At 46.0% G+C, this 21,211-nt stretch carries 18 protein-coding genes; 4 read left to right on the forward strand and 14 right to left on the reverse strand.

The genetic code is table 11. The annotated features are described in order from the left end of the window. Positions 1–53: 53 nt before the first annotated feature. The 8 genes from dkgB to PG915_RS10300 form a co-directional block, all read right to left on the reverse strand. Entirely contained in the window at positions 54–860 is an 807-nt protein-coding gene (gene dkgB, locus PG915_RS10265) for a 2,5-didehydrogluconate reductase DkgB (RefSeq protein ID WP_353496440.1), read from the reverse strand. A 152-nt stretch (positions 861–1,012) separates the two neighbouring features. Next, on the reverse strand, positions 1,013–1,372 hold the full coding sequence (locus PG915_RS10270) for a hypothetical protein (RefSeq protein WP_353496441.1): 360 nt from the start codon (positions 1,370–1,372) through the stop codon (positions 1,013–1,015). 231 nt (positions 1,373–1,603) lie between these two features. Then, complete coding sequence (gene gnd / locus PG915_RS10275) at positions 1,604–3,052, reverse strand: decarboxylating NADP(+)-dependent phosphogluconate dehydrogenase (protein ID WP_353498707.1); 1,449 nt, start codon at positions 3,050–3,052, stop codon at positions 1,604–1,606. Positions 3,053–3,147: 95 nt separating this feature from the next. Next, entirely contained in the window at positions 3,148–4,650 is a 1,503-nt protein-coding gene (gene zwf / locus PG915_RS10280; protein WP_353496442.1) for a glucose-6-phosphate dehydrogenase, read from the reverse strand. Positions 4,651–4,810: 160 nt separating this feature from the next. Continuing rightward, on the reverse strand, positions 4,811–5,812 hold the full coding sequence (locus PG915_RS10285; protein ID WP_353496443.1) for a LacI family DNA-binding transcriptional regulator: 1,002 nt from the start codon (positions 5,810–5,812) through the stop codon (positions 4,811–4,813). A gap of 190 nt (positions 5,813–6,002) precedes the next feature. Beyond that, a complete protein-coding gene (locus tag PG915_RS10290) occupies positions 6,003–7,106 on the reverse strand; it encodes a porin (RefSeq protein WP_353496444.1) in 1,104 nt (367 codons plus the stop codon). A 146-nt stretch (positions 7,107–7,252) separates the two neighbouring features. Then, a complete protein-coding gene (locus tag PG915_RS10295; RefSeq protein WP_353496445.1) occupies positions 7,253–8,269 on the reverse strand; it encodes a nuclear transport factor 2 family protein in 1,017 nt (338 codons plus the stop codon). 129 nt (positions 8,270–8,398) lie between these two features. Further along, complete coding sequence (locus PG915_RS10300; protein ID WP_353496446.1) at positions 8,399–9,694, reverse strand: MFS transporter; 1,296 nt, start codon at positions 9,692–9,694, stop codon at positions 8,399–8,401. A gap of 337 nt (positions 9,695–10,031) precedes the next feature. On the opposite strand from PG915_RS10300, the gene PG915_RS10305 reads away from it, so the two are divergent. Then, on the forward strand, positions 10,032–11,573 hold the full coding sequence (locus tag PG915_RS10305; protein ID WP_353496447.1) for a sodium:solute symporter family transporter: 1,542 nt from the start codon (positions 10,032–10,034) through the stop codon (positions 11,571–11,573). Positions 11,574–11,587: 14 nt separating this feature from the next. Continuing rightward, positions 11,588–12,958 carry an L-serine ammonia-lyase gene (locus PG915_RS10310; RefSeq protein ID WP_353496448.1) on the forward strand — a complete coding sequence of 457 codons (1,371 nt, stop codon included), beginning with the start codon at positions 11,588–11,590 and terminating at the stop codon, positions 12,956–12,958. A gap of 52 nt (positions 12,959–13,010) precedes the next feature. Here PG915_RS10310 and PG915_RS10315 read toward each other — a convergent pair whose 3' ends face one another. The 5 genes from PG915_RS10315 to PG915_RS10335 all read right to left on the reverse strand — a co-directional run bounded on the left by PG915_RS10315 (position 13,011) and on the right by PG915_RS10335 (position 16,649). Next, on the reverse strand, positions 13,011–13,484 hold the full coding sequence (locus tag PG915_RS10315) for a DUF2947 domain-containing protein (protein WP_353496449.1): 474 nt from the start codon (positions 13,482–13,484) through the stop codon (positions 13,011–13,013). 8 nt (positions 13,485–13,492) lie between these two features. Then, the gene (locus PG915_RS10320) at positions 13,493–14,083 is read right to left on the reverse strand and encodes an HD domain-containing protein (protein ID WP_353496450.1); all 591 of its coding nucleotides are present in this window, start codon (positions 14,081–14,083) and stop codon (positions 13,493–13,495) included. Further along, complete coding sequence (gene rimJ, locus PG915_RS10325) at positions 14,080–14,658, reverse strand: ribosomal protein S5-alanine N-acetyltransferase (RefSeq protein ID WP_353496451.1); 579 nt, start codon at positions 14,656–14,658, stop codon at positions 14,080–14,082. Before rimJ ends, PG915_RS10320 begins: the two co-directional genes overlap by 4 nt. Next, positions 14,658–16,199: a transcriptional regulator TyrR gene (tyrR, locus tag PG915_RS10330; protein WP_353496452.1), complete on the reverse strand. Its 1,542-nt coding sequence runs from the start codon at positions 16,197–16,199 to the stop codon at positions 14,658–14,660. The genes rimJ and tyrR overlap by 1 nt, the downstream gene beginning before the upstream one ends. A gap of 120 nt (positions 16,200–16,319) precedes the next feature. Then, positions 16,320–16,649: an STAS domain-containing protein gene (locus PG915_RS10335; RefSeq protein WP_112461056.1), complete on the reverse strand. Its 330-nt coding sequence runs from the start codon at positions 16,647–16,649 to the stop codon at positions 16,320–16,322. A 187-nt stretch (positions 16,650–16,836) separates the two neighbouring features. Between PG915_RS10335 and PG915_RS10340 the strand changes: the two genes are divergently transcribed. After that, positions 16,837–17,703, forward strand: a complete 867-nt coding sequence (locus PG915_RS10340) for a DMT family transporter (protein ID WP_353496453.1) — start codon at positions 16,837–16,839, stop codon at positions 17,701–17,703. A gap of 33 nt (positions 17,704–17,736) precedes the next feature. On the opposite strand, the gene glpD is transcribed toward PG915_RS10340, so the two are convergent. After that, positions 17,737–19,269, reverse strand: a complete 1,533-nt coding sequence (gene glpD / locus PG915_RS10345) for a glycerol-3-phosphate dehydrogenase (protein ID WP_353496454.1) — start codon at positions 19,267–19,269, stop codon at positions 17,737–17,739. Positions 19,270–19,535: 266 nt separating this feature from the next. On the opposite strand from glpD, the gene glpK reads away from it, so the two are divergent. Further along, positions 19,536–21,026 carry a glycerol kinase GlpK gene (gene glpK / locus PG915_RS10350; RefSeq protein WP_353496455.1) on the forward strand — a complete coding sequence of 497 codons (1,491 nt, stop codon included), beginning with the start codon at positions 19,536–19,538 and terminating at the stop codon, positions 21,024–21,026. Positions 21,027–21,211: the final 185 nt, after the last annotated feature.

Raw genomic sequence — 21,211 nt, forward strand, 5'->3', positions numbered from 1 at the left:
TCAGGCAAATACCTGACGTTTTTCTTTCATCCTTCGCAGCTAACTCACCAAATCTAGTCCCAATCTGGTGCGAAATCTGGGTTTGCCAAACGATGACCTCGATCGAGATGGGCAATGGTCTCCATATCTTCATCGGTTAGCATCACATCCACGTAGCCAAGATTGCTCTCGATGTTAGCCTTCTTAGTCGATGATGGAATGGTCACGAAGCCCGATTTCGCCATCCACGCTAACACAACTTGTGCAGGTGTCGACTGATGTTTCTCTGCAATGTGTTTAATTGAGCCGTCCTTCAGTACGTCACCGTATGCAAATGGCATATAGCCGGTTACGATGAGACGGTGCTGCTGACAAAAATCGACAACCTGACGGTTCTGCAGATAAGGGTGAACCTCAACTTGGTTGGTGTAGAGAACGTCCTCGCCTAAAATAGCAATCGCCTGCTGCATTTGCACGACGGTAAAGTTAGATACGCCAATATGACGAGCAAGACCCGTATCCTGCGCGTGTTTAAGTTCCTGTAGATACTCTTCCATTGGGACTGCATCGTCTTTTAGAGGCCAGTGGATCAATAGCAAATCAACCTGCTCTAGCTGCAAGTCTTTTAGACTCTCATCAAGGCTTGGAATGAAAGACGCTTTCCCCAGCTTGTCCATCCAGATTTTGGTGGTGACATACAGCTCTTCACGCGCAATACCCGAATCCGCAATAGCCTGACCTACTTCTTTTTCGTTACCGTAGATCTGCGCGGTATCAATGTGACGATATCCCGCCTCTAACGCCATTTTTACCGAATTGTAGGCATCCTCGCCTTTCAAACGAAATGTACCAGCACCAAGCGTTGGAATTGAAAGGGACATGATTTCTCCTTAGTTTTGATTGTTATCCATTCAGTCTACCAAGTTGCCGGATGACAATTTATTACCAAAGTCACAAATGTCTTTTGTCTTATTTGCAAAAGTCCCTCTTACTTAATCTCATACTGTAAATGAGAGAAGTACTGATAAAAGGCCTACAGGCTTAGCTGATGCGTTTCAGCAATCAACTCATTTTGATAACGCCGTGAATCCCCATTATCACTTGAAAACTTAAGTAATACCCGCGTGATCCCATTGCGATAGTGAACTAATGCGCTGTCTGCACCTTGTTGATGAGTATCTGTATATCGATAGTAAATATCCTTGTCGCTCGCCTGCTTTGACAATCGCTCTAAGATCGAGTGGTTATCTAGTTTTGGCCCAAAGTAAGCAACACTTGGCTTACCATCTAGAGGTGGAAGCTCAATAAGGTCAACGTCCGTAAGTTGTGGAGCCTGCGTCACTATGTCAAATAACGCAGCGTCAGCAGAGAGAATATTGAGATATGAGCTCATGGCGTTTCCTTCTTAAGTAGTCCTTTTGATAACTGTCCAATGTTATCTATGAAAGTCGTTCCATTATGACAGACGGTCACCTTTGTCGTGCGTTAGAAGGTATCTTATTTTCGAATAGGTCTCGCAGTGATGCGAGAACACTGTGACCTGCTTCTGTTTCTTGCCATTGGACGAAAAAAAGCCTCGCTAAATAGCGAGGCTTAATATTCGTTGTTCTAGATGTCGAACGGATTACACGTCGTAAGTTGTAGACGCTGTATCGCCGCCTGTACCAGTCCAGTTAGTGTGGAAGAACTCACCACGTGGACGGTCAGTACGCTCGTAAGTGTGAGCACCGAAGTAGTCACGTTGAGCTTGAAGCAAGTTCGCTGGCAAACGCGCTGTTGTGTAGCCGTCTAGGAAAGACAGTGCCGAAATCGTACATGGCATTGGAATGCCTGCTTCTAGAGATTTCGCTGCTACTTTACGCCATGCCGCTAGGCTGCCTTTCAGGATGTTTTTGAAGTACTCATCAGAACCTAGGAACGCGATATCTGGGTTCGCTTCGTATGCATCACGGATGTTACCTAGGAACGCGCTGCGGATGATACAACCACCACGCCACATTAGTGCTACGTTACCGTAGTTTAGATCCCAACCATTCTCGTTTGACGCTTCACGCATTAGCATGAAACCTTGAGCGTAAGAGATGATCTTTGATGCTAGTAGTGCTTGACGAAGTGCATCAACCCACTCTTGCTTGTCACCTTCTACTGGTGTGATTGTCTTACCGAATAGAGACTCAGCTTCAACGCGTTGGTCTTTAAGAGCAGACAGACAGCGAGAGAAAACAGACTCAGAGATAAGCGTTAGTGGAATACCTAGGTCTAGTGCGTTGATACCTGTCCATTTACCTGTACCTTTTTGGCCGGCAGTATCAAGGATTTTCTCTACTAGTGGCTCACCGTCTTCATCTTTGTAACCAAGGATGTCAGCCGTGATTTCTACTAAGTAGCTGTCTAGTTCTGTCTTGTTCCAATCTGCGAATACAGCCTGCATTTCGTCAGCAGACATGCCTAGACCATCTTTCATGAACTGGTACGCTTCAGTGATCAGCTGCATGTCACCGTATTCGATGCCGTTGTGTACCATTTTAACGAAGTGACCTGCACCATCGTTACCAACCCAGTCACAGCAAGGCTCACCAGCGTCAGTTTTTGCAGAGATACCTTGGAAGATAGGCTTAACCGCTTCCCAAGCTTCAGCCGCGCCGCCTGGCATGATTGAAGGACCAAAACGAGCGCCTTCTTCACCACCAGAAACACCTGTACCAATGAAGTGAATGCCTTTCTCACGACACTCAGCAACGCGACGGTTCGTATCTGGGTAGTTTGTGTTACCGCCATCAATGATGATGTCGCCTTTGTCTAGTAGGGGTACTAGTGCTTCGATGAACTTATCGACAACGTCACCAGCACGTACCATTAGCATCACTTTACGTGGCGATTCTAGCTTCTCAACTAGCTCTTCTAGTGAGTATGCGCCAACAATGTTGGTACCTTTCGCTGGGCCTTCTAGGAACTCGTCAACTTTTGCAGCAGTACGGTTGTGAGCCACAACTTTAAAGCCATGGTCATTCATGTTTAGGATAAGGTTCTGACCCATTACCGCCAGACCAATTACACCAATATCACCTTTCATCATTCTCTCCATCAATTCGGCAACTTAACTTGCTGCTTTGAAATTTTTGGTCGCGCCAAGTTGTGCAGCTCTCCTAGCGCGACATAATTCTTTGATTACAGTTCGCAGTAATCTGTGTCAGTCAGGTTCTTACAAGGGAAGCGCCATGCGCGACCGTCGTTTTGAAGCAGCTGATCACACTCTTTAGGACCCCAAGTACCACATGCATAGCCAAAGAGCGCTTGTGGATCTTGTTTGAAGTCCAGAATTGGTTGTACAAACTCCCAACATGCCTCAACCGCATCACTTCGAGCGAACAGCGTAGCATCACCATTTAGCGCATCAAGAAGAAGACGTTCGTATGCTGTAAGCATTTGTGTTTCTTGCAATGACGCGTAGTGGAAGTTCATCTTCACTTCTTTGGCATTGAAACCTGCGCCTGGCTCTTTTAAGCCAAAGCTCATTTGAATGCCTTCATCCGGCTGAATACGAATGATCAGTTTGTTTTCTGGCGCATCTTTACCAAACACTGGGTGCGGCGTTTGTTTAAAGTGAATCACAACTTCAGTCACACGTGTTGGCAAACGTTTACCTGTGCGCACATAAAAAGGCACGCCATTCCAACGCCAGTTGTCGATAAACATCTTCAAACCAACGTAGGTTTCCGTACGCGAGTCATCCGCTACGCCATGTTCATCACGATAGCTAGGCAGGAACTGCCCGCGAACGTTTGATTCTGTGTATTGACCCAATACAAGGTTGTTTCGCAAATCGTCATCAGATAGCGGACGCAGACATTGCAGCACTTTAACCACTTCGTTGCGAATCGCGTCAGCATTAATTTGTGCCGGAGATTCCATGCCTACCATTGCTAGTACTTGTAGCAAGTGGTTTTGGAACATATCGCGCACCGCGCCAGAGCCATCGTAATAGCCACCACGCTCTTCAACACCGAGGAATTCCGCGCCAGTGATTTCGACGTAGTCGACATACTGGTGGTTCCAAAGCGGTTCAAACATCGCATTTGAGAAACGCAGAACAAGTAGGTTCTGAACCGTTTCTTTACCAAGGTAGTGGTCGATACGATAGATTTGGTGCTCTTGGAAGTGCTCGTGGATCTCTTTGTCGAGTTTACGTGCAGACGCCAAGTCATAGCCAAATGGCTTTTCGATAATGAGGCGTTTCCAGCCTTGGCTTTCATCATTAAGGCCGTGAGCAGCTAGGCTCGCAGGGATAATGCTGTAAAGGCTTGGCGGCGTCGCCAAATAGAATAGCGTGTTACGTTGTTCAAAACCGTATTGGTTAGCAACGTCATCAAGGCGGGTTGCGAGTTTCGCGTAGTCTTGAGTATCTGAGGTATCAATCGCTTGATAATGAAGATGGTTACAAAATGCTTCGAGCGTTTCTGGCTCGGTCTTTTCCATCTCTTGCAAAGAAGTTTTCAACTTCTCGCGATAAGACTCATCACTGTACTGAGTACGGCTGACACCAAGAATAGCAAATGATTTTGGTAGCTGGTCGCTAGCGTACAAATGGTAAAGAGCAGGGATCAACTTACGGTACGTAAGGTCGCCTGAAGCACCAAAAATCACGATGCTACTGTTTTCAGGTATTACCATCTTTTTTCCTTAGACAATGGGGCAATTGTTTAGCGGACGCAATGTTAACAGCGTGCTAGATAAAAAGAAAATAAGTTTTGCCTATCCAAAGGATAGGCAAATTCACTCGAATGATAAGGTCTGACCACGTCTAGTATAGACGCAGATAAACAAAGCGAGGTTACTTGGTACTATTTCGCTCAATAAAGCGCACCGGCACCATCAAACGCACTAAGCTAGAGTCTTTCTCTTTTATCTGATTTGAAATGATTTTTACCGACTCGCGAGCAAGACGGGCGAAGTCTTGACGGAAGGTAGACAGCTGATAGCTTAGCCATGTTGCTTGAGGAATATCATCAAAGCCAATGACCTGCACATCATTTGGCACATCTAGATTGAACTCAAAACGGGCGATATCCATAAAGGCCATTGCTAAATTGTCAGTTGCACAGAATACGGCTTGAGGCGGCTTCCCAGCGCTCAGCAGTGTGCGGATCTCGTCAAGCGAGCCACTATAGTCATAGTTTGCTTCAATGACTCTCGGTGACTTACCGGTTAACGTTTGAAACTCGTCGCAAAAGCCATTGACGCGCTCTTGGTTCGTAAAAGTCGGTACTTCACCAGTTAAATACACCACATCATTGAGTGCGCTATCAGCAAACTTTTGAGCCGCAATTTGACCTGCCGAGTAGTTATCACTAATCACGTAGCTACTCTTAGTCCCTTCGACCACTCTCGCGTACTGAACGATAGGAATATTAAACTCTTCACACTCTTCATACAGCGCGGTATTGAACGTTGCCGATGCGGCGATCACCCCATCGACACGATACTGGAAAATATTAGGAATCGAATGACTATCACCATCGACTTGCCAGGGTATCAACACCGCTGAGTAGCCCAGCTTTTGCAGTTCACTACTGATAAGCTGTAACGTTTTCATATGGATTGGATAGTCTGCATCGGGGAAAACTAAACCAATCAGCTTGGATTGATTCGTTGTTAAGCTGCGCGCGAAAGCGTTTGGACGGTAGTTCAGCGCTTTAGCTGCTTCAAATACCTTTTGTTTCGTTTTTTCAGATACCGAACTGCCCTCGACAAACACTCGAGAGACCGTAGACTGCGAAACGCCGGCCAATTTAGCGACGTCTTTGGATGTGACCGTTTGTTTTGGGATATTCATTTATAGTAATCATTCACCTAACCGATGGCGCACAATGTATCATAAAAATGGTACGTATGCATAAACAGAAAAGCCTTACATCGTTTAAATGTAAGGCTTTAGCCGTTAACAATAATCTAAAATGGGTTGTACCCATCAACCCGCAACAATTACCTGTTCCCAAATTGCTACAGGTTGAGGGAACACTTCATTAGAAGTAGTAACGAATACCCGCAGAGAATTGGTTGTCGCGGTTATCGTAGTGATCTTGCACATATTGGTCGTTACCTTGATCAAACTGGTATTCTGCCCAAAGAAGGAAGGTATTCTTGGTGAAGTGATACTCTAAGCCAGGAATAACCGTTTGACGCTCATACCCGCTACCATTGTCATCAGTGCTGGCCAAGTAGTTAAGGTTAAGTGTTGGGCGCAGACCATTATCAAAGTGATAGTATGTGTAAAGCTCAGCACCGCGTGAGTCATAGAACTCGGCGTTGTCATTGACTTCCCAGTTTGAACCTTGGCTGTATGTCGCACCAACATAGAAACCACCTAGCGAGTAGTTTGCACCCAACAGCGCGATACGTTGGATGTCACCATCACTGATATTCGATGCATTTTCGATATCCGTGAGCTCATTCTGGTGATAAGCCAGACCAAGCGTCAACCCATTCCCAAATGCATAAGATGTCGACGCTCCTATACCATTTTTCAGCGTAGCGGTTGCGCTGCCAGCAAGTGCCACATCGTTTCGTGTGGTTTGGTAGGTAAAGCCATATTTCCAATCACCACCGACGTTGTTACGGTAAGTGATAGAGTTTTCCGCGCGGCCCGTACCAGAGGCAATACCCCAGTCCGCCAAGTTGTAATAACCCGTACCGCGAGAGCCATACGTACGACCCAAGTCGGTGTACCAAGCTACATCGTAGAATGTACTCCACTGTTTAGTACCAGCGGCAATCTTACCCCACTTCTCGTGTTCTAAACCTGCGTATAGTAGACGGCTATAGATATCATTGGCAGTCGACGAAGAGTTGTAGCCCCACTCTGCATGACCAAAGCCTTGCCACCCGTTATCTAGTTGCTTAACACCTTTAAAGCCGAAACGGGAACTACCACTGTTGAACTCATCACTGCGCGCTTCATAGTCACCTGCGCTGTTATTAAAATCACGCGCTTTGTTTTGGTAACGAACTTCAAAACGGCCATCAATTGTTAAGGTGTCACCATTGTCATTGGTAAAAGTGTGTGCGGCCATCGCAGACGCAGAAGTCAGTGCGGTTAATACAAGTACACTTAATGCAGACTTTTTCATTTGCTTCCTACTTTACAGGCAATAGAAAGCCTCCGTGCCTAACAGCCCGTTAAAAATAATCATCAGGGAATATGATGCCACGTCCTGTGGCATCAGTTGGGAGCTGGCTTGAGGTTGAGAGGACACTCAAGCCGTAGGTTTTGCTTTTATAGAGAAGGGTTAAGGATGCTTGAAGTACGCTCGAACACGTCTAGACCTTGCTGTTTTAGCCAGTAAGGTAGATCGATCAGTACCCAGTTCTCAGATAGCTTGTCGCCATCACGGTAGTAAACGTCCACTACTTGCATGTCCGCACGAACTTCGCCGCCAGTCATACCGAGGAAACCACCGATTGGCGTGTTAGATAGGTTTGGCCAGCCGAAGAAGCAAGAGAAGCTACCCTCTGCGAAACGACATACGTGGCCGTTAAACTTCTTGTCTTTTAGGTTGTTACGGAACGGCAGTTGGTGCTGCTGTTGGTAACGTGGAATCGTGTAAGATGCGCCGATACCACATGGGCCGTACCAGATCATATCTTCAGACCAGCTCTTCGCTAGAACTTCTGGCGGACAACCCATTGCACCGCTATCGTTAAGTGCGGATAGATCATCAACCATCTTGTTCACTAGTGCGAGTGTCGCCACACCCTCTTCTGGTGCTGCATCTTCAAACAGTAGACCGTCGTGATTGCGAGGGCCAGGGTAAGTAAAGTGCTTACCTGTTGACGGTGGAAGTGGGTAGCAGCCTGCTTGATCCATCACACCTAGTAGGTCTAGGAAAAGACCGGTTTTAGTAATTTTGCCGTTCTCTACGCAGTTGAATTCAGCGTAACGGATGTTCATGATTTTGCCTGTTGGACGCATACCTAGGTATTCAGCGTCGAATAGACCCATGAAGTGACCCATGCTCATCACCCAGATCTCGCCAGAGGTGACTTCGTTCTCACCACCGATAAAGATATCTTGGCGACGCTGCATGCGAGTCATAGATTTCATCAAAGGAGCCCAGAAAACGTCAGCCGCTGCTTGTGCACCCTCTTGCTCACGGAACGGGTAAACACCGCGCCATAGGTAATCTTCTGAAGTGTGAGCTTTTAGTACTTCTGCAACATTTTCATGCGTTGCGTTTTCCATTGCGTCGAAGTAGTTACGAACAACGCGTTTTGCTTCTTGATAGTTAGACATAATCATCTCTCTTATTAATGATGAGTCAGTTTCGGAACAGGACTCGTAATATATGTTAGGTGGTCAGCAAGTAATTGCGGTATTGGAGAGCCTCTACCCGCCGACCTTGTTCTTTCCAGCCAGTACTTTTTAAGCGCTCGCTTGTTGTACTTTTTTCTCTTTGTGGAACACGCCGCCTTTTAGAGTCTCTGGCAGAGTTAGCCATAGTAGACCTGCGATGATCCATACGATTGGTGAGCCCCACATTGCAGTTTGTAGGTCGGTACGTTCTTGGATAAAGATAAGTACCATTGGCGCCCACATACCCAGGATACGACCACCGTGGAACAGTGCTGCACCGTAGCTGCGAAGGTGTGCAGGGAATAGCTCCGAGAAGTAACCACCCCATACGGCCGAGGAAGACAGGCCAAAGTTGTAGATTAGGCCAAGGATAGCCAACATGTTTAGGCCACCAATCACCATGTCACCAGGTGCGATGAAGAAAATCGACACCATGATACCGGCTAGAATGAAACCAAATGCGTTCACTTTGCGACCGAATTTGTCTGCTGCCCAACCCCAGAACCAAGCTCCAAATAGAGAGCCAAATGCTGAGATAGAGAAAATAAGACCGATAGTGGCACCATCAAACATGCGAACTTCGCGTAGATAAGTCGTTACAAAACCACCGAAGAATTGGAAACCGTAGAAGTTAAGACCAGCAAGCAGCAAACAAGTGATAGTAATGGTACGGTTTTGTTTGTTTAACATCTCGCCCCAAGAACCTTTCTTCGCAGGAACATTGCCCTTTTCTGCTTCAGCTTGTTCTTCTTCACCGTAAGCGATCACTTTTTTATCGCTTGGCAATACAAATAGCATCACAACTGCCGCCACTAAAGGAGGAATACCACCCACCCACATTAGGCTTTCCCATGGAGCATCGATACTTGAGATGAATGCTGCATACGCACCCATTACCATCAATGCAACAGAGAACATTGATGAAGCAAATGCCGTCAACTTACCACGCACTGTCGGTGTAAATAGCCCAATCATCAGTGATACCGCCACTGTGAAATAGCCACCAAGTGATAGACCGATGATGAAACGCATCGCAGCCCAAGTCGCGTAGTCAGTGAACATCATATTGATGATGGTCGCTCCGCCATTTAGAGCTGTAATGGCAATCAAGGTATTCTTTTTACCAAATCGAGTGGCGAACCAAGCACAGCTTAGTGCGCCGATTAATGCACCTACCGACTGCCAAGTATAGAACTGAGCGGTATCTGATAGGCTAATGCCGTCGTACGCTTCAACGATGTAGGGGCGTACGTAGTCAATAATTACAAAGTTATAACAGTAAAAGAAGTAACCCACTAAGATAGCAAGATAGGCTGCTACCCTTTGGAACATTGGTACTTCACTCATGTGTTTTTTAGCGGTCATAGCCGTTAAACCCCTATTTTAATTAGGTATCTTATTTTGATGGGCGATTACAGTTTGGAATAGACTCTCTTAACTGTCCCCCTCCTGCGAGACGAATATTACTTTTTTTGCCGCTAAAAGATCCGTGATCCATATCAAAAACCAATGAATACGCACCCAAAGTGTATTTTTTGGTGATTATGATCACACAAACCATCAAAATCCGAAGGAACGCTGCTAATTTAATCGATTTAGTCGATAAATCTCACATTTATTGACCCAAAACCGTATCACTCACCTACAATCACGATAGAATCTCCGTGAATTCGAAGTAATAGATGTTTTGGAATACGCAATAATGGTTACGTACTCAAGTTTCATTGTAATCGCTCTTTATATTACAACTACTTTATTTATCAGCTACTTAGTAAATAAACGACTGAAGACCGGTGGAGATTTTTCAACAGGGGGACGTCAATTCGGTTGGTTTACTGCAGGCGTATCCATACTCGCGACTTATATAAGCGCGATGACGTTTATTGGTATGCCCGGATGGGTATATGGCACAGGGATGGAAGCAATGGCCATCCACCTTAACTACCCTTTAGTGATATTTTTTGCCGTGGTGTTCTTCGTGCCTGTCTTCTACAAGCTCAAGCTCACATCAATCTATGAATATTTGGAGATGCGCTTCGGTATTTACGCTAGAACCATCAATTCTATCGTGTTTTTGATGGTTCAATGTATTTCTGCTGGGGTGATTTTGTATGCTGTATCGCTGATTTTGGTTCAAGTGATGCCAATTACTATTATCCAAGCCATTCTGTGTATTAGCATATTTACCGCGATTTATACCTATGCCGGTGGTATCTCCACAGTAATTTGGACTGATATGCTTCAATCACTGATCTTGGTGATAGGCACTATCGCAATCTTCGTGATCCTGATCTTTGATATAGATAGTAGCGTCAAATCAACACCTGAAATGCTGAATGTAATCAACTTGAGTCTGGATCCAAGTGTCGATACCACCCTTTGGGCAGGACTGGTCGCCGTAGCGTTTTTACACTTAAGTGTTTATGGCACCAACCAGTTGATCATTCAGCGTACGTTAGCAACCAAATGCGTCAACACTGCACAAAAATCCATGCTGCTTTGCGGTTATGGCGCATTTTTCATCTATCTATTATTTGCGATTCTAGGTGTGCTGCTCAACCTCTTCTATGATGGACAAGCATTCGATAATCAGAATGAAGTCATCTTGGATTTTGTATTTAACCACACTAACCCCATTGTGGTTGGATTGATCATTTCTGCTCTAGCCGCCGCAGCAATGTCAACGCTAGACTCAACGTACAACTCGATGGCGACGGTCGCGACATTTGATATCTACAAACGCTTTATTAATACCGATGCAACTGATGCTCATTACGAGGGAACCGCGCGCAAAATGAGTTTGGTCGCAGCAGCTTCTGTCGTGATTCCGGCAATTTTGGCCGTATCAAATGAATCAGTATTGAAAACAATCGCTAGTCTGACCTCAATTTTTGTAGGTATTCGTTTAGGCTCTTTTGTGTTAGGAATAGCATCTAGTAAAGCCAACGAAAAAGGCATTATTCTCGGAAGCATTGTTAGCATGGTCGCTGTGTTTGCCGCTAAAGGAATGGACATCGCGTGGCCGTGGTTTGCACCAATAGGGACATTGGTATTTTTGGTCGTAGGATTGGCCACTAGCTATAAATGGGGCGAAATAACGCCCGAGCAGCTAGACTTTATTCATAAACAGAAGCACTTGATCGCTAAGCCGAAAGCCAGTCATTACGGGCTATTTGCCTTCGCGGCGTTCACGGTGGTTATTTGTCTCTATATCCCTGACTGGCTCGGTTCAGTACTGCTGTAAAAAGGTAATAGAATATGTTGTCCATTTTCGACATCTACAAAGTTGGCGTCGGCCCTTCAAGCTCACACACGAATGGTCCAATGATCGCTGGTTATCAGTTCACAACATTAATTGCAGATCAACTCGATCGCGTTCGAAGAGTTCAAATCGACCTCTATGGTTCGCTCTCTTTAACGGGCATTGGTCACCATACTGATCGAGCCACTATCCTTGGCCTACTTGGCAACAAACCGGACACTATCAAGATTTCAAGTGCTAACCAAGCCATGAAGAAAGCCATTAATGATGGCACACTGCCTCTCGCTGGTACGCACAACATCGGATTCAACTACAAAACCGACATGCTGTTTCATGAAGAAAACCTCCCTCTCCATGAAAACGGCATGACGATCTCCGCGTTTGATAGCGAAGGTAATCGTGTTGGTTTCGAAACTTATTACTCAATCGGTGGCGGTTTCATCGCAACGGAATATGAGCTACAACATGGCAAAGACGAGCAAGAAGTCAGCGTTGAGTATCCATTCACCAACGCAGATGAAATGTTAGCGCTTGCCGAGAAGAGCGGCATGAGTCTTGGCGGTATGGTGCTTCGTAACGAACTCGCGTTTAAAGACATCGAATATATAAACGCAAAAACGGAACAAATTTGGCGTGTAATGACACGCTGTATGGAACGTGGCTTTGAAACAGAAGGTATTTTAGACGGTGGTCTAAACGTCACACGCCGCGCACCTAATCTTCTTAAGAAGCTCGAAGCGAACGCCGCAATAGAAAACGATCCAATGGAAATCATGGATTGGATTAACTTGTTCGCTTTTGCTGTCAGCGAAGAGAACGCGGCAGGTGGTCAGGTAGTTACCTCTCCGACTAACGGCGCTGCCGGCGTCATCCCAGCGGTTCTGATGTACTACCACAGATTCATCAAAGAGCTCGACACCAAACAGCTTAAAGACTTCCTTGCTGTGTCTGGTGCTATTGGCATCTTGTACAAAACCAATGCCTCTATCTCTGGTGCTGAAGTGGGCTGTCAGGGTGAAGTTGGTGTGTCCTCTTCAATGGCAGCGGCAGGCCTAACAGCACTTCGCGGTGGCAGCAACGAGCAAATGTGTATCGCGGCAGAAATCGCAATGGAGCACTCGCTCGGTATGACTTGTGACCCTATCGGTGGTTTGGTTCAAGTTCCATGTATTGAACGAAACGCCATGGGTGCGGTGAAAGCCATTAACGCTTCACGTATGGCGCTTAAGCGCACAAGCAAGTGCTTAATCTCTCTGGATAAAGTCATTGATACCATGTACCAGACGGGTAAAGATATGAATAAGAAGTATCGTGAAACCTCTCAAGGTGGTTTAGCACTGATTCACCTTGCTCCACCTTGTGAATAAACTTTGTTTGCAAAAACAGCAGCCGATGGCTGCTGCTTTTATTGAGAACATCTTACTTGCGCTTGCCGAGTTTCACGGTGCCGTTGGTTGAGAACCACAGAGCTTCAGAGCGGCGTCGGCCTAGCAGGATTGGACCGTCATCGTAAAATAGAAAGTTTTTCCAATAACGTTTAAAGGTCGACCATTTCGTTTCAATTACGTTGTACTTTTCGTAGCAGAAGTAAACGGTAACGTCATCTTGCCAGTCGATAAACTGCGCTACTGCTTCTGGCAGATCGTTTTCATCCGCTTCCCACGCCTGCATCCAATCAACTTCATCCCACCAGTTATTGTCTTTCATCGGCCAGTCTTGGCTACTGAGACGCTCTGCATCCGGACTTTGCGCGCTGATGTTTTCTTTCCAAAACTGCGCAGCTCGTGCTTGCGTCATCGGTTTGATTTGCGGCCAATCAACTTCTGGTACTGGCATTGATTGATGAGTAAAAATCCATTTTCTTTGGTATTCATCCAAAGTTGTGTACGACATTCAGTTTCCTAATTCTTTAACCAGCCATTTTCAACGGCTTCTTCAATGAGCGATTTTGCTTTATCCCAAAGCACTTGTGAACCTTTTTCTATCTTTTGATTCACCTGAATCGCTTGAGTCTCCGTTACTTTGTTCTCAATCCAACTTTGTCCCTGATTGTGATAGTTAAGCAACATCGGTATTAGTCTATCTAGCGCTTTAGCGAACTTGGCTTCCGAAGATTCAGCTTGTTCAAACTCACGCCAAATAGTAAACAGCTCTTCACCTTGATCTTCAGGTAGCATGCCAAACAAACGCTCGGCCGCTTCAAGCTCTTTTTGCTCTTGCAATTGAGATGCCTGGACATCGTAGACAAAGGTATCTCCAGCATCAATTTCGACAATATCGTGCAAAAGCAGCATCTTAATGACTTTTGTTATATCCACTGGCTCATTGGCATGCTCTTGAAACAGCAACGCCATCATGGCGACATGCCAACTGTGCTCCGCACTATTTTCAAAACGGCTTTCTGCACTGCGAATACGGGTACGGCGCAAGACAGACTTCAACCTGTCTAACTCCATCAATAAGTTCAGTTGCTGCTCTAGTCTATCGCTCATGATTCCTTCCAATTGGGATTATGAAGCGCCGTCAGTATGTGATCTTCCCACTGGCCATTGATCAGCAAATAATCTTTAGCAAACCCTTCTCGCTCAAATCCCATATGCTGCAACACGGCTTCACTTCGCTTATTGTGAGGCATATAGCTGGCAGCTATGCGATGCATATTTTGAAACTCAAACATGTAAGGGATGGCCATAGACAAGGCGCGGCGCATGTACCCTTGCCCTTGCGCATCTTGAGCCAGAGAGTAGCCTAAATTGCATGAATGGAAGGGAAAGCGAACTAAATTGCTAAACGAAACCGTCCCCTTCATTTCTTTGGTGTCCGCATCAAATACCAGACAGTAATAAGCCAAACCTAATCGGTGCAACTCTTCCAGTTTGAGCAGTTTATTCGCCCAAGTATCCACTTGGAAGAAACCGGGTTCACGCTTTGGCTCCCATGGCTCTAAAAATTCACGATTGTCACGAAAATACTGAGCCACGGTGTAAGCGTCTGAGGGCGCTGAACTTCGAACCAGCACATTGCCCTCACAGCGATGCAATTGCACCGCTGAGCTTCTGTCTTCCATTAATTCTTCCTGATGTTGTAATCGCGCAGCTTGTTAGCAATTGAGGTGTGAGAAACATTCAATCGCTTGGCAAGCTTACGGCTGGATGGAAACGACTGATAAAGCTTTTCGAGTACCTTTGACTCGTAGTCTTTCATAATGTCATCCAACGAGCCATCAATGTTCAGATTCACATTTCCTGCACTCACCGCTTCCAGTTTCGGTAAGTTGAAATCTTCTAACTTCAGTCTTGCACCACTCGCTTGGGTGAGTGCGCGCAACACCATATTATCAAGCTGTCTCATGTTGCCAGGCCAAGGGTAATTGCTGAGCGCATCCAGAAGTTCATCGTCAGCTTCTGGTTTGGTGATGCCCAGTTTAGCGCTGTGCTTGGCAACGAACAGCTCAAGCAGTGGGGCGATGTCGCTCGCTCGCTCTCTAAGCGGCGGTATCGTCAACGTCAGTACATTGAGTCGATAATAAAGGTCTTCCCTAAATGCGCCCTGCTCTGCCAAATCCGCTAAGTTGTGACGAGTTGAAGCAATGATTTTGACATCGACATGCACTTCGTGTTCTTCACCGACACGGCGGAAAGTGCCGTCTTGCAAGAAGCGCAATAGCTTGATTTGTAGGTGCGGACTCATCTCACCAATTTCATCAAGTAACACAGTGCCGCCATTAGCCTGCTCAAAAATACCTTTATGGCCGTGTTGGTGATTAAACGAGCCTGGCGCATGGCCAAACAGCTCTGTTTCCGCCACATCATCCGGCATAGAGGCACAACTAAGTACCAAAAATGGCTGAGAAGCGCGATGAGAGCGGTTATGACACGCCTTCGCTAACATCTCTTTGCCTGTACCAGTCTCACCTTCAATCAGAAGTGGCTGGTCAAGCATGGCAAGCTTTTTCGCTTGGCTCATTAGTGCTTTGTGACGATTTGAGAGACCAACAAAGTGCTCAAAGCCTAACGTGTTACTGTCCGCCAACGACTCAGTTGTCATGGCGTGAGTGGTGGGATGAATACTCATTACAGCACTGGCGAGCACCGTTTCATTCGACTCACCAGTAATATAAACCGGCAAGATCTCCATGGTATAATCCAAGCCGTCGATGACAATCGCTTGTTTTTGTCTAGTGATATCGCCTTCGATCCATTTGGCAAAGTTAAAGCTTGGCAATACATGGGAGATAAGCTGACCCATGGCCTCATCTTCACTCTTTGCGAGTAGTTTGAGCGCCGCATGGTTTGCCATATCGATGGCGCCCTTAAGATCAATGGAAAGTACCGGATATGGTAAATTAGTCAGCAAAGACACCAACTCGGTGTTGTGTCGCTCACTAGGCATAAACTGGATTTTTCGTACGTCTTTCACCCCTGAAATACGGCGGATTTCCGCCATCAGGTCGCGAAAAGTTTCAAAGTCTATATCGGGGCAATTGAGATAAATGATGCCCGTGATATCGATTTCGATACCACGTAAGTCGATACTATTGGATGCCAAGATATCGAGCAGCTCTCGAGTTAACCCGAGTCTGTCTTCGCAAAGGACTTCTAAACGCACTTTGTGTTCCTGTAGAAAGTGTCACGAATTGTTGACACTAAGTGTGTATGACTCAGCGAGAGTCGTCAACAAAAACAGAAAGTTGCATGAGCGAAATGCGTTGTTTTTAAGCGTAAAAAGTTAACCAGCCAAAATAGCTTGCTCTAAATCACTGTATACCTTAACGATTTGATCGACTTTAGTAACTTTGAAAAGCTGCAATACCGGCGCACTCTCTGTAACGACAGAAATGTCCGATTGTTGGTGGTGCTTCTTAAATGCCATCAGTACCCCAAGGGCACTACTGTCCATAAAACTCACATGGGTCAAGTCGAGTAATATGGGTTTATCGCCTGTCTCTGGCATATCATCAATAAAATCACGAAACTGGGTGACCAGTTTGGCGTCAAACCTAGCGGACTCGACCTCGATTACGGTCAGCGAGTCATTGCTGTACGTTGCAAAAGTCATAAACACCTCTCGCCAAGATGTGTGCGGTACATTTAGTCTAATTTTTATTTATCTTCACTTATGAATATAGTCGCAATTCATTATTCGTACAGCATTCGACAACAAACAGTCCTTGTCGTCAATATTGATGTAGCTAAGACACGTTTTTTGGCGCAGAATACACAAAAAACATAAAGACCATACGATTTTGAACTATCGCGCTGAATTAATTTTAGTTTTCACTACACTGCTTGCTGGTGCCGGATGGGTATTCTCTAAAGAAGCCATTGTCGGATTGCCACCTTTCGGCTTTATTGGGTTGCGCTTTGTCTTTGCGTCGCTATTACTTCTGCCATTTTGTCTAAAAGCGCTTAAAGCGGCTCCTCTCGCCGACTGCTTACGAGCCCTCAGCGTCGGTGGATTTTTAGGCTGCGCCATTTTTAGCTGGATCTATGCGATTTCTATTAGTGACACGCTAGGTGAAGGCGCGTTTATCATGAGCCTTTCTATGCTCATCGTGCCGATCGTGGCTTGGATGCTGTTCAAAACTAAACCTATCCGTGCGTTTTGGCTATCACTACCTATCGCCATGGTTGGTTTATTCTTATTATCGTGGAAAGGAAGTTGGACATTTGATGCGAGCCAACTGTGGTTTTTGATTTCCGCCATCGGACTTGCGGTGCATTTTAACTTCAACAGCAAGTATTCAGTTCGGCTCTCACCGATCCTACTTGCTACGTTACAGTTATTTTCTACCGGCGTGCTTGGTCTGATCCTGTCCTACTTTACCGAGACTTGGCCAAGTGAAATTTCGACAACGACTTGGAAATGGTTTGGGCTTAGTGTCGTCCTAGCGACAAGCCTGCGTTACTTAATGCAGACCACAGGTCAGAAGCTGGCCAACCCAACCAACGCAGCGCTGCTGATGCTATTAGAGCCCATTTGGACGCTGATTTTGAGCGTGATGATATATCACGAGCCTATGCCGTTTAACAAAATACTTGGCTGTTCACTACTACTTGGCTCGCTCATTTTTTATCGACTCAGTTCTATGATTCGCTTGCGAAAACGCTAACCAAAAAAAAGCGCGCCTTGGCGCGCTCACCGTCTACTCTCCCGCACATTTCAGTATTGTAAGTCTTCGCGCAGAGATACATGTTGCGATGTACGCTGCAAGCTTCTCAGTTTGCAGTTCCGAGAACTCTAGTCCTAGCTTAGTTCTTCGCCACAATACATCATCACAGCAGGTTGCCCATTCATTTTGCATCAGGTAATCAACTTCCGCTTGATAGAGTCCATGACCAAAATGTTCACCAAGCGCTTCATTTTCCGAAGCCCCAGCAACAATTTTCTCCAAGCTTGTACCGTAAGCCCGTACCCAGCGATTGATAAGATCAACATCAAGCCACGGATAGCGTTTCGCGGTTTTTTTCGCTAAGGCTTCTCTGGTAGAGAAGTTTCCGCCCGGCAGTATCGCCTCTTTTGTCCAAGGCGAGCCCATATGCGGGAAGAATGGCGCTAGCTTATCCACCGCCGCCTGTCCAAGTTTACGATACGTTGTGAGCTTGCCGCCAAAAATCGATAGCAATGGAGCGTCATCAAGCTCATCATCGAGCTCAATCGTGTAATCACGAGTTACCGCTTGCGGATCATCTGATTCATCTTCGCACAGTGGTCTTACACCAGACCAATCCGACACTATGTCTTGTTTGTTGATTTTTGTTTTGAAGTGTTGGTTCACTATTTCACACAAATAGTCCGTTTCGCTGTCATCAATCACCACCTTGCTCGGGTCGCCTTGATAATCCACATCCGTCGTACCAACCACAGAGTATTTATCCATATAAGGGATGACGAAAACAATACGCTTGTCCTCGTTTTGCAAAATGTAGGCGTGATCGCCTTGGTACATGCGGGGAACAACAATGTGACTCCCTTTGACCAATCGGATGCTTCTTGGAGATGGTAAAGCCAGTTGGTCATCAAAAAAGCGGTCAACCCACGGGCCAGCTGCGTTAACTAAGGCTTTAGCTCGTAACGACTGAGTTTCTCCAGTTAGATCATTACTGGTTTCAACAAGCCAGCCGTCTGCCAATCTGCGGGCTCCTGTGCATTTGGTTTGCGTCAATATCTCGGCTCCTTTCTCCGTTGCCAGCATGGCGTTAGCGACAACCAAACGCGCATCATCAACCGCACAGTCAGAGTACTCAAAACCAATTTTCATCTCTGGTAGAAGTGGACTTTCATCGCCAGAAAATTTAACGCTATTGCTGCCAAGTAAAGACACTCGTTTTCCTAAGTGATCGTAAAGGAAAAGCCCAGCGCGTATCATCCACGCTGGACGCAGATGAGGGCGATGAGGTAACTGGAAGCGCAATGGGGCAACTAAGTGGGGAGCGTTTTTCAACAGCACTTCTCTTTCAGCTAATGCTTCTGACACCAAACGAAACTCGTAATGTTCAAGGTATCTAAGCCCACCATGAATGAGTTTACTGCTGGCTGATGACGTAGCCGAAGCAAGATCGTTCATCTCAACCAGAGCGACATCCAATCCGCGCCCCGCTGCATCTGCAGCCACAGCCACACCATTAATACCGCCGCCTATAACTATTACGTCGTAATTGTTGTTCGATTCACCCATCCCCGATTGCCTCCGTTAGTTTCGCCATTCAATGAGCACATACGAACAATATAATGTTCGAAAACGAACAATGCGAGCATTTTGATAGCAAAATGTTAAATTTGTTCATTTCTATCACTTTGCTCACACATTCTTCGTCCTGCTTTGAATATTATTATCAACACCACTATTATCATCCAATATTGTTCTCTGTATCGCTTTCGACTCATGGTCGAAAACGAACAGATTCTTTCATTAACACTCATCGATAGATAGACGGATACTCTATGAATAACAAAAACGTCATCATCGCTCTCGACCAAGGCACCACCAGCTCACGAGCGATCGTCTTTGATCATGACGCCAATGTCATCACAACTTCTCAACGCGAATTCACTCAAATCTACCCGCAACCAGGTTGGGTTGAGCATGACCCCATGGAAATTTGGGCAACACAACGCTCATCGCTGACCGAAGCCCTTGCCCAAGCAGATATTGGCAGTGATCAAGTCGCCGCAATTGGCATTACCAATCAAAGAGAAACCACTATCGTCTGGGATAAAAATTCCGGACAACCCATCTACAACGCTATCGTTTGGCAATGTCGCCGCACTGCTGATTACTGTGACAAACTCAAAGCCAATGGCCACGAGCAAATGATTCAAGACAAAACGGGCTTAGTCGTGGATGCGTATTTCTCCGCATCAAAAGTGGCGTGGATACTGGACAACGTAGAAGGTGCGCGCGAAAAGGCCGATAACGATGAACTGCTCTTCGGTACGGTCGATACCTGGTTAGTTTGGAAACTTACCCACGGTAAAGCGCATGTGACTGACGTGAGTAACGCTTCAAGAACCATGCTATTCAACATTCATACCCTAGACTGGGATGAAGAATTACTCGACCTCTTTGATATTCCGCGAACCATGTTGCCAAGTGTAAAGTCATCGAGCGAAATCTACGGCCATACACAAATAGGCGGTGGCAGCCATGCTATTGCCATTAGTGGTATCGCCGGGGACCAACAAGCTGCGCTGTTTGGCCAGCAATGTGTCAAAAAAGGCATGGTGAAGAACACCTATGGCACGGGTTGCTTTTTGCTGATGAACACTGGGAGCAAGCCAGTTAAATCTCAACATGGTCTACTCACTACAGTAGGCTATCAAATCGGCGATGAAGTCACGTATGCCCTTGAAGGCAGCGTATTTATGGGTGGTGCAACAATTCAATGGCTGCGAGACGAGTTAGGGTTGATTCGTGATGCCAAAGACACGGCGTATTTTGCCCAGCAAGTGGACAGCTCAAACGGTGTTTATTTAGTGCCAGCATTTGTCGGGCTGGGTGCGCCTTATTGGGATCCTCATGCGAGAGGCAGCTTAGTTGGCTTAACCCGAGGGACTAATCGCAATCACATTATTCGCGCAGCACTGGAAGCTATAGCTTATCAAAGTAAAGATGTGTTACTGGCAATGGAAGAAGACTCAGGCATCAAACTCAATCAAATACGAGTCGATGGCGGCGCTGTCGCCAATGATTTTTTGATGCAATTTCAATCCGACATCATGGGTAGCAAAGTGGTTCGTCCAATGGTTCGTGAGTCAACAGCTCTGGGAGCTGCCATGCTTGCTGGACTCGCCGTTGGCTATTGGAACAACCAAGAAGAACTCGCTGATAAAAAGGAGATCGAGCGAACCTTTAGTCCTGAATTAGAACGCGAAAAACGTGAGACCCTTTACGACGGTTGGTTGACGGCTATTGGGCGAACGAAAACTCATTAGGCTTAGCCCTACAATAATAACGCACCGCCTGGTGCGTTTTTTTACGCCTCTGCACCTGATTCAATGCCTATCTTCGAACCAAAAATGCATAAACAACAGTTGCAAACGCAACTATTGCAATGTAGTATACCTGCTATTAAATGATGACCATGGTCATCACTTTCTATTCAACAGTTATAAGTGGG

The sequence above is a fragment of the Vibrio sp. CB1-14 genome (genome assembly GCF_040412085.2).
Lineage (GTDB): Bacteria > Pseudomonadota > Gammaproteobacteria > Enterobacterales > Vibrionaceae > Vibrio > Vibrio chaetopteri.